This is a genomic window from Mycobacterium sp. NGS35 (assembly GCF_059812855.1).
Genome location: NZ_JCALDL010000003.1, coordinates 298,139 through 307,683, shown reverse-complemented (window position 1 = coordinate 307,683; position 9,545 = coordinate 298,139). Strand labels below are relative to the sequence as shown.

Genomic DNA, 9,545 nt, shown 5'->3' with positions numbered 1-9,545 from the left:
AGCAGCGGCATGACCGCCAGTTCGCGGCCGCCGATGGTCACCGGCACTTGGTGCACGCCCAGCCACATGCTCGCGATCGCGCCGAGCGCGCCGGTCATGTCGCTGTTGGCGGCGACGAGCTGGATCAGCACGACGGCGGCGATCACCAGCAGCGCCACCAGCGACGGACCGAACGCGACCGTCAGCAGGTCGCGCGCCTGGCGCTGATCCGCCGCCCCGTTGCGGTCCACTAACGGCTTAGCGGCCAACCGGGTATCGGGGCCCTTCTATGCCGGCGGAGGACCGGACGGCGACTGGTCCTGCGGGCGCACCTGCTGGACCTGCTGAGTGGGCGCCTCGTGCTGCGGCTGCTGCTCACCGAGCCCGGACGTGCTCGGCGGCTGGGCGTAGGTGGGAAATCCGGTGGGCGGGGTGGGCGGACCCTCGTGCTGGCCCGGACCTTGGCCGCCCTGCCCCTGGCTGTGGGCGCCGAACCCGCCGGTCGACGGGCCGCCCTGGTAGCCGCCGTACTGCTGCTGGTAGCCGTGCTGCTGCGGGTAGCTCGGCGGCGCCCCCTGCGGTCCGGTTGGCGGGCCGGACAGCTGCGGCTGGCCGTAGTAGCCGCCGTACTGCTGGTAGGGGTCGTACTTGGGCCGCGGTGCGGGCGGCGTCACCACGCCGGCGTCCAACAGCAGCGCCCCGATCGCGGCGAGGGTCTGCAGCGCCGCGAGCACCACGATGACGATCAGCGCCCAGTCGGCCGCGTCGGCGTTCTTGATGAGTTCCCAGATGGTCAGCAGGAAGCCGACGACGGCGATCGCGGTGACAACCGCGGTGTAGTTGCGCTGCTTGGGCAGCAGGGCGATCGCGGCGAACAGGGCGGCGAACAGCGCCGCGATCACGCCGAGGCTCACCACACCGGACGGCGAGTCGCTGGACTTCCAGACCGGCCCGAAGCTGAGGAGATATTCGGCGAGCCCCAGGACCGCAACGGCGGCCAGTAGATACAGGGGCAGTTTGCTTGCCGCCGAGTCGGCTGACTCGGGCTTGGCGAATTGCGATGTCGCGGCGTACCCGCCGGATTGCTGCTGCGTACCCGGGTAACCGGGCGCTCCAGATGAGTAGGTCATAGCCTCTCCTGTGCTGTTGGCGGCGTCCGTTCGGTGGTCATTCCGTGGTCGTTCGACGGCCGTTCGACGGCCGGCCCCCACGCTAGCGCACCGACCTGAGACGCCGGTTAGTGCCGAGCCGCGGATCCGCGATTATCGCCGAGCAGACGCAGAGTCGCATTACCGAGCGGCCGTTTATGCGATTTGGTGTCTGCTCGCGGGCGGAAGAGGACCCTGCCTTGCGCGCGCTGACTGGAACACGTTCTAATTCTCGGCATGGATTACGGTCTCGTCCTGTTCACCAGCGATCGCGGCATCACCCCGGCAGCCGCCGCGAAGCTGGCCGAAGACCACGGCTTCCACACGTTTTACGTGCCCGAGCACACCCACATCCCCGTCAAGCGAGAGGCCGCGCACCCGACCACCGGCGATGCGTCGTTGCCCGACGACCGCTACATGCGCACGCTGGACCCCTGGGTGAGCCTGGGGACGGCCTGTGCGGTGACATCACGGATCCGCTTGTCGACGGCGGTGGCGCTGCCCGTCGAGCATGATCCGATCACGCTGGCGAAATCCATCGCGACGCTCGACCACCTGTCCGGCGGCAGGGTCAGCCTGGGCGTTGGATTCGGTTGGAACACAGACGAATTGGCCGACCACGGCATACCCGGCAACCGGCGACGCACCGCACTGCGCGAATACCTGGAGGCCATGCGGGCGCTGTGGACGCAGGAGGAGGCCTCCTACGACGGCGAGTTCGTGAAGTTCGGGCCGAGCTGGGCGTGGCCCAAACCCGTGCAGTCGCACGTGCCGGTGCTCGTCGGCGCCGCCGGCACGGAGAAGAACTTCAAGTGGATCGCCCGCAGCGCCGACGGCTGGATCACCACGCCGCGTGACGTCGAGATCGACGAGCCGGTGCGGCTGCTACAGCAGGTGTGGGCCGACGCCGGCCGCGACGGCGCGCCGCAGATCGTCGCACTCGACTTCAAGCCGGTGCCCGAAAAACTGGCCCGCTGGGCTGAACTCGGCGTCACCGAGGTGCTGTTCGGGCTGCCCGACCGCAGCGAGGACGAGATCGCCGCGTACGTCGAGCGACTGGCCGGGAAGCTTGCCGCCGCCGTCTAGAGGCTCTTCAGGATCTCCCGCGCCAACTCCGCCGTGGCCGACGGGGTCTTGCCCACCTTGACGCCCGCGGCCTCCAGCGCTTCCTTCTTGGCTGCCGCGGTGCCCGACGATCCGGACACGATCGCGCCGGCGTGGCCCATCGTCTTGCCTTCGGGCGCAGTGAACCCCGCGACGTAGCCGACGACCGGCTTGGACACGTTGGCCTTGATGTAGTCGGCGGCGCGTTCCTCGGCGTCGCCGCCGATCTCGCCGATCATCACGATCAGCTTGGTGTCCGGGTCTTTCTCGAACGCCTCGATCGCGTCGATGTGCGTGGTGCCGATCACCGGGTCACCACCGATGCCGATGCACGTGGAGAACCCGAAGTCGTTGAGCTCGAACATCATCTGATAGGTCAGCGTGCCGGACTTCGACACCAGCCCGATCGGGCCGGGCCCGGTGATGTTGGCCGGGGTGATCCCGGCCAGCGCCTCCCCGGGCGTGATGATGCCTGGACAGTTCGGCCCGATGATGCGGGTCTTCGCGCCGTGGTTGAGGTTGTACTGCCATGCAAAAGCGGTGTCCTGCACCGGGATTCCCTCGGTGATCACCACGAGGAGGGGGATCTCGGCGTCGATGGCCTCGATGATCGCGTCCTTGGCGAACTTCGGCGGCACGAAGACAACGGACACGTCGGCGCCCGTCTCTTTCATCGCTTCGGCGACCGTGCCGAACACCGGGAGCTCGACGTCGTTGTCGTCCTTGTCCTTATGGCTGACCGTCGTGCCGGCCTTGCGCGCATTCACGCCGCCGACCAGCTGTGTGCCGGCCTTGAGCATCCGCGCGGTGTGCCGGGTGCCCTCAGCGCCGGTGATGCCCTGGACGATGACCTTGCTGTCCTTGTTCAAAAAGATCGACATCCCAAGTCCTTTCAGGCGCTCGCGGCCATTTCGGCAGCCTTGTCGGCGGCGCCGTCCATCGTGTCGACTTCGATCACCAGCGGATGATTGGCCTCGGCGAGGATGCGCCGGCCCTCCTCGACGTTGTTGCCGTCGAGCCGCACGATCAGCGGCTTGGTCGCAGCGTCGCCCAGGATCTTCAGTGCGTTGACGATCCCGTTGGCCACCTCGTCGCAGGCGGTGATGCCGCCGAACACGTTGACGAACACGCTCTTGACCTGCTCGTCACCCAGCACCACATCCAGCCCGGCCGCCATGATCTCGGCCGACGCGCCGCCGCCGATGTCCAGGAAGTTGGCCGGCTTGACGCCGCCGTGCTTCTCGCCCGCGTAGGCGACCACGTCGAGCGTCGACATCACCAGGCCCGCCCCGTTCCCGATGATGCCGACCTGCCCGTCGAGCTTGACGTAGTTGAGGTCGTGCTCCTTGGCCTTCAGCTCCAGCGGGTCGGTGGCGTCGCGGTCCTCGAACTCGGCGTGGTCGGGGTGACGGAAGCTGGCGTTGGCGTCCAGCGTGACCTTGCCGTCGAGAGCCAGGATCTGATCGTCGGGCGTGCGCACCAGCGGGTTGACCTCGACGAGCGTGGCATCCTCAGCGACGAACATCTCCCACAACCTCAAGATCGTCACCGCGGCGGCGTCGAGCACCTCGGCGGGCAGGTGACCTTGCTCGGCGATCGAGCGGGCGAACGCCTCGTCGACGCCCTTGGTGGCGTCCACCGGCACCTTGGCCAGCCGCTCCGGCTTGGTGGCGGCTACTTCCTCGATCTCCATGCCGCCCTCGACCGAGCACATCGCCAGGTAGGTGCGGTTCGCCCGGTCCAACAAAAAGGAGATGTAGTACTCCTCGGCGATATCGCTGGCCTCGGAGACCAGCAGCTTCTTGACGACGTGACCCTTGATGTCCAGGCCCAGGATGTTCTGCGCGTGGGTGTAGGCGTCGTCAGGTGTCGCCGCGTACTTGACACCGCCTGCCTTGCCCCGGCCACCGGTCTTCACCTGGGCTTTCACCATCACCGGCTTGCCGATTTCCTCAGCGATGGCTTTGGCCTCTTCGGCCGTCGTGGTCACGCGGCCGGGCGTCGTCGGGACGTTGTGCTTGGCGAACAGCTCTTTCGCCTGGTACTCGAAAAGATCCATCGGCTCACTGTCTGTCGGCGGACGGGTTTGGGCTCAGCTGTGCGGGTCTCGCTCGGTGGGAACTTTATCGACATGCGCTGACGGCCCCCTCACCGCATGCCATCCATGTGGTGGACGTCACCGCCGCAGTGCGTGATTCAAGTCACAAAAGCCGGTGTTCTGGTGGTCCCGGTTTGCTCAAACCGTCAGCGGTTGGTTAACGTCTGCCGGAGCCAGATAACGTTTCGGTCACGGCGTAAAGGTTTCCCAGATTGGCCCAGCACCGTTTGTCCCGATCGTCATTGAGTACCACGACGAACGCTCGCAGCCGCTGGATCGACCCTCAAGACACCGAAGTCACCGACATCATCCCGTTCAACGAGTTCGGTAGCCTCGACGACGTCGAATTCCACGAGAATTCCGCTTTCGACGCCGACTGGCAGGTGCTGCGCGCCCCTGAGCTGGACGACCTCCACGACACGGACAACCTGACGCCGCTGCGTCTCGCGGTGCCCAGCGAGTTCCGCGCCGACCCCGCCGCGACCCGGGTGACGGCCCCACCGGTCCGAGGTCAGCATCGCAAGAATCCGGCGCCGGGCAGCGTGGTCAAGGGACGGCTGCTGATCGCGGCGATGGCCACTGGCGCCGCCGCTGCCGCTGCCCACGCCGCCGTGCAGAGCTCCGACACCAAGTCCACCGACACGGTGCTGGCCGCCGACAGCACGTCGATGTCCGGCGCGACGGTCGAAACCGCGCGCAGCGGCGTGCAATTGGTGACGGTGACCCCGGCGGCCAGCTCGTTCGTCCACAACGAGGAACTGGCGCGCGGTGCCGCCTACGCGCAGGAACGCGCCGACCGCGAGGCACGGCTGTCGCGGCCGCTGTTCGTAATGCCGACCCACGGTATCTTCACGTCCGGGTTCGGCTACCGCTGGGGCGTGCTGCACGGCGGCATCGACATCGCGAACTCGATCGGCACGCCGATCTTCGCGGCCTCGGATGGCGTCGTGATCGACGCAGGTCCGGCCGCCGGCTTCGGCATGTGGGTGAAGCTGCGCCACGCGGACGGCACGGTGACCCTGTACGGCCACGTGAACACGGTCAACTGCACCATCGGCGAGCGGGTGATGGCCGGCGACCAGATCGCGACGATCGGCAACCGCGGCGATTCCACTGGCCCGCACCTGCACTTCGAGGTGTTGCTCAACGGCACCCAGCGCACCGACCCGGTGCCGTGGCTGGCTGCGCGCGGCATCAGCCTCGGCGCGCTGACCCCCTGATCAGTTGACATCTTCCGACGAGCCGTCGGGACAGGAACCGTCGAGCTTTCGCGAGCGCAGTGAACCGTTCGACGACGGGCGCACCGGGATCATCCGCCGGCATCCGACCGGGCCTATCCCCCAGCCGGACGTGGGACGGGTCAGCGACGAGCCGCTGAGCGACGACACCCGCACCAGCATCATCCGCCGACAGCCACTGCCGGCGGTGGAATCTGACGAACCGGCGACCGGCGCAGTGCGGCAAGCACCCGTGCGCATCCCCGGCAGGGCGCATCTGCCGAGCAGCGCCACCGCCGTCGCCGCCTCGACGGTCAGCATTCTGAGCGGCTGGGCAACCTCGGTGGTCGCGACCGCGTTGATCACCGGCTGGTGGCGGACGGACCGGTTGTTCTGCGTGGGCGTCGGGTTCCTGACCGCCGTGTTCGGCGCCGCGACCATCACCGGAGTGGTCGGGTTGCTGCTGCGCCGGCGCGTCGGGGTCTACCTGTCTGTGGTGGCCGCGGCGCTGGCGCTACTGATCTTCGCCGGCATCTTCGTCGCGGGGGCGCACATGGCGGGGATCGTCAGAGCCTTACCGGTGCTGCCGGTGGCGACGATCGCGTTGGCTGTGGCGCCCGCGACCCGACGCTGGACAGCGTATTTCGGCGCGCAAGACGACGCTCCGCGTACGTTTGCGCGCCGAAATCGCTGAAGCTGGCTATCCGGCGCCGACGCAGCCCACACCGTTCGCGCATGCGCTGGCCCCACCCGGGCCGGCGTTCGCATTCGCGCCCGGCACACCGACATTCGCGCCCGCAGGACCGGCGTTCACGTTCGCGCCCGGGACATCGGCGTTAGCGCCCGCAGGGCCGGCGTTCGCGCTGGCCCCAGGCGCATTCGCGCTCGCACCGCCGGGTCCGGCGCTCGCATCGGCCCCTGGCACAGCAGCACTGGCGCCTGCCGGTCCGGCATTGGCATTCGCCCCGGGCACGCTGGCGTTCGCGCCTGCAGGTCCGGCGTTGGCGCTCGCTCCTGGCACGCTGGCGTTCACGCCCGCGGGTCCGGCGTTGGCGCTCGCCCCCGGCACACTCGCGTTCGCGCCGCTCGGCCCCGCGCATGCGGTGCCCGTGCTGTCAATGCAGCCAGATGGGCCGCCGGCCAGATAACCGGCCGCACTGGCAGGCGCCGACTCGGTCCACATCAGCCCCGCCACCGGGGCCGCGAAAACTGCCGTCGTCGCCGCTGCGGCAATCAACGCCCGTGTCATCGCATCTTTGGTCATCAATGTGCGCTCCCCTCAGCCGAAGATGCCCATGTCGTACCCGATGTCGTCGGCGCGAAACCCACCGAACCAACTTCCCGGCGGCACCTCGCGGCCCCCCGCCGCCGGGAGTTCGGCTGCAAAGGACGCGCAGCGTCCGTTCGCGCGCCCACACCGCTACAGCTTGTGCAGCGGAGCGTGGTTGTGCATCAGCTTGACGCGGCCGGCGCTGCCGAAGTCGATCAGCGACATCGCCGATTCGCCCACCCCTGAGACTTCCTCGACGCGGCCGAGGCCGTATTTGTCGTGACTGACCCGATCGCCCGGCTCGAGCACGAGCAGCGGCCGCTTACCCGCAGCCGCACGTGACGGCGAGGGCCTGCGCATGTCGGCACCACCGAACCGGCCCCCGCCAGAGGCAGTCGTTCCAGCCCAGGCGACTCCAGTGACCGGTGCGCTGCGCGACGGCACCGGATCTGTTCTGCGCCAGTCGATCAGGTGCTGCGGGATCTCGCGCAGGAACCGCGACTCCGGGTTCATCATCGGTTGTCCCCACGACGACCGCACCTTCGCACGCGTGACATACAGCCGCTGACGGGCCCGGGTGATCCCGACGTACGCCAGCCGCCTTTCCTCCGACAGCTCCGCCGGATCGCCGAGCGCACGCATGTGGGGGAACATGCCGTCCTCCCAGCCGGTGACGAACACGACGGGGAACTCCAAACCCTTGGCGGTGTGCAACGTCATCAGCGTCACCACGCCGGCGCCGTGTTCGGGGATGTCGTCGGCGTCGGCCACCAGCGATACCCGCTCCAGGAACGCGGCCAGCGCCCCGGTGTCGGGCACGTCTTCGTCGTCGTCGTCGCGAAGTGCCGCGGCGTTGGCCATATCGATGCTGAATTCGTGTGCGACACTTACCAATTCATTGAGGTTGTCCAGCCGGGCCAGGTCCTGCGGATCGTTGGACGCCTCCAGCTCGGCGCGGTAGCCGGTGCGGCTGAGCACCGCCTCCACCAACTCACCGAGCTCGTCGTCGAGCCGAGAGCGCAAGTCGTCCATCATTTCGACGAATGCGGCGATCGCCTTCTCCGACCGGGTGTTCAGCATCGGCACCCGACCCTCGGCCGCGGCCTGCAGCGCCTCGTTGAAGCTGCAGCCGGTGTTCTCCGCGTACACCGCGACGCATGCTTCGGCGCGGTCACCGATGCCGCGGCGCGGCGTGTTGAGGATCCGGCGCATGCTCACCGAGTCGCCGGGATTGTCGAGCACCCGCAGGTAGGCCACGACGTCGCGAATCTCCTTGCGCTCGTAGAACCTGACACCGCCGACGACCTTGTACGGAATGCCGGCGCGGATGAACACCTCTTCCAGCGAGCGCGACGAGTTGTTGGTGCGATAGAACACCGCCACGTCGTTGTAGGTGATGTCACCACGATCGGCGAGGCGGTCGATCTCGCTTGCGACGAACGCAGCTTCGTCGTGCTCGTTGTCCGCGACATAGCCGACGATCAGCTCTCCCTCACCGGCGTCGGTCCACAGCCGCTTCTCACGGCGGCCGCTGTTGTGCTTGATGACGGAGTTGGCGGCGGTCAGGATGTTCTGCGTCGACCGGTAATTCTGTTCCAGAAGAATGGTTTTCGCGTTCGGGTAGTCGCGCTCGAACTCCTCGATGTTGCGGATCGTCGCACCGCGGAACGCATAGATCGACTGGTCGGCGTCGCCGACCACGCACAGCTCGGCGGGCGGCACGTCGTCGTCGCTTTCCGTGCCGGCCAACTCGCGCACCAACACGTATTGTGCGTGGTTGGTGTCCTGGTACTCGTCGACGAGGATGTGGCGGAACCGCCGCCGGTAGTACTGGGCGATCTGCGGAAAGCGTTGCAGCACAGCCACCGTCTCACCGATCAGGTCGTCGAAGTCCAGCGCGTTGGCGGCCCTCAGCCTGCGCTGATACTCGGCGTACACCTCGGCCACGATGCGGTTGAGGTCGTCACCGCTTTCCGAGATGTCGGCGGCCGCCTGCTCGGGATCGACGAGCTCGTTTTTCAAGTTGGAGATGCAGTTGGCCAGCAGCCGGGGCGAGTACCGCTTGGTGTCCAGCCCCATGTCCTTGGCGATCATCATCAGAAGCCGCCGCGAGTCGTCGGCGTCGTAGATCGAGAAGTTGGAGTTGAGACCCTTGATCAGCGATGCCTGGTTGCGCAAGATCCGCACGCACATCGAGTGGAACGTCGACACCCACATGGCGCGGGCCCGGGGGCCGACGAGCGCGGTCACCCGCTCGCGCATTTCCGCGGCGGCCTTGTTGGTGAACGTGATCGCGAGGATCTGGCCGGGGCCGACGTCGCGTGCCGCGAGCAGATACGCGATGCGCCGGGTGAGCACCGCGGTTTTGCCCGAGCCGGCGCCTGCAACAATGAGTAGTGGCGAGCCCTCGTGCAGCACCGCCTGGCGCTGTTGAGGGTTCAGGCCGTCGAGCAGTTCGTCGGTCTGCGAGCTGAGTTGCGCAGTCATGTCAGCCTCAATTTACCGCTGAGTTCCGACATTTATGTGCGCGGCATGGCGAGTTCGTGGCACACTCGACACATGCTCTACAGGCGGCGGTTTTGCTATGGGTATACCTCAGGGGTGCCGAGAACATAACCGCACTTCAGAGCCCCGAAGTCGCACTTGCGGGTCCCGGGGCTCGGCTCTTGCGGGGGGCCGGAGAAGGAAGTGATCCGCAAACAAGAGCAAACTGGCAGCAATAAGGGGGA

Annotated in this window: 8 protein-coding genes and 1 pseudogene; 4 read left to right on the top strand and 5 right to left on the bottom strand. The window is 67.5% G+C overall.

The annotated features are described in order from the left end of the window. A pseudogene (locus tag AC5Y4C_RS09105) lies at window positions 1–230 on the bottom strand (cell division protein PerM); the annotation flags it as partial. 36 nt (window positions 231–266) lie between these two features. Next, a complete protein-coding gene (locus AC5Y4C_RS09100) occupies window positions 267–1,109 on the bottom strand; it encodes a DUF5336 domain-containing protein (protein WP_499947703.1) in 843 nt (280 codons plus the stop codon). Window positions 1,110–1,364: 255 nt separating this feature from the next. On the opposite strand from AC5Y4C_RS09100, the gene AC5Y4C_RS09095 reads away from it, so the two are divergent. Continuing rightward, window positions 1,365–2,213 carry an LLM class F420-dependent oxidoreductase gene (locus AC5Y4C_RS09095; RefSeq protein ID WP_499947704.1) on the top strand — a complete coding sequence of 283 codons (849 nt, stop codon included), beginning with the start codon at window positions 1,365–1,367 and terminating at the stop codon, window positions 2,211–2,213. On the opposite strand, the gene sucD is transcribed toward AC5Y4C_RS09095, so the two are convergent. Next, a complete protein-coding gene (sucD, locus tag AC5Y4C_RS09090) occupies window positions 2,210–3,112 on the bottom strand; it encodes a succinate--CoA ligase subunit alpha (protein ID WP_499961681.1) in 903 nt (300 codons plus the stop codon). The genes AC5Y4C_RS09095 and sucD overlap by 4 nt on opposite strands. Window positions 3,113–3,123: 11 nt before the next feature. Next, window positions 3,124–4,290 carry an ADP-forming succinate--CoA ligase subunit beta gene (sucC, locus tag AC5Y4C_RS09085; protein WP_499906513.1) on the bottom strand — a complete coding sequence of 389 codons (1,167 nt, stop codon included), beginning with the start codon at window positions 4,288–4,290 and terminating at the stop codon, window positions 3,124–3,126. Window positions 4,291–4,541: 251 nt separating this feature from the next. Here sucC and AC5Y4C_RS09080 point away from each other — a divergent pair, with 251 nt between their 5' ends. The 3 genes from AC5Y4C_RS09080 to AC5Y4C_RS09070 are packed head-to-tail and all read left to right on the top strand — an operon-like array spanning window position 4,542 to window position 6,694. Beyond that, the gene (locus tag AC5Y4C_RS09080) at window positions 4,542–5,549 is read left to right on the top strand and encodes a M23 family metallopeptidase (RefSeq protein WP_499906515.1); all 1,008 of its coding nucleotides are present in this window, start codon (window positions 4,542–4,544) and stop codon (window positions 5,547–5,549) included. A gap of 4 nt (window positions 5,550–5,553) precedes the next feature. Then, window positions 5,554–6,240, top strand: coding sequence for a hypothetical protein (locus tag AC5Y4C_RS09075; protein ID WP_500008314.1), 687 nt, complete (start codon window positions 5,554–5,556; stop codon window positions 6,238–6,240). Next, entirely contained in the window at window positions 6,221–6,694 is a 474-nt protein-coding gene (locus AC5Y4C_RS09070) for a hypothetical protein (RefSeq protein ID WP_499906519.1), read from the top strand. Before AC5Y4C_RS09075 ends, AC5Y4C_RS09070 begins: the two co-directional genes overlap by 20 nt. A 272-nt stretch (window positions 6,695–6,966) precedes the next feature. Here AC5Y4C_RS09070 and pcrA read toward each other — a convergent pair whose 3' ends face one another. Further along, the gene (gene pcrA, locus AC5Y4C_RS09065) at window positions 6,967–9,303 is read right to left on the bottom strand and encodes a DNA helicase PcrA (RefSeq protein WP_499961679.1); all 2,337 of its coding nucleotides are present in this window, start codon (window positions 9,301–9,303) and stop codon (window positions 6,967–6,969) included. Between the last annotated feature and the right edge of the window lie 242 nt (window positions 9,304–9,545).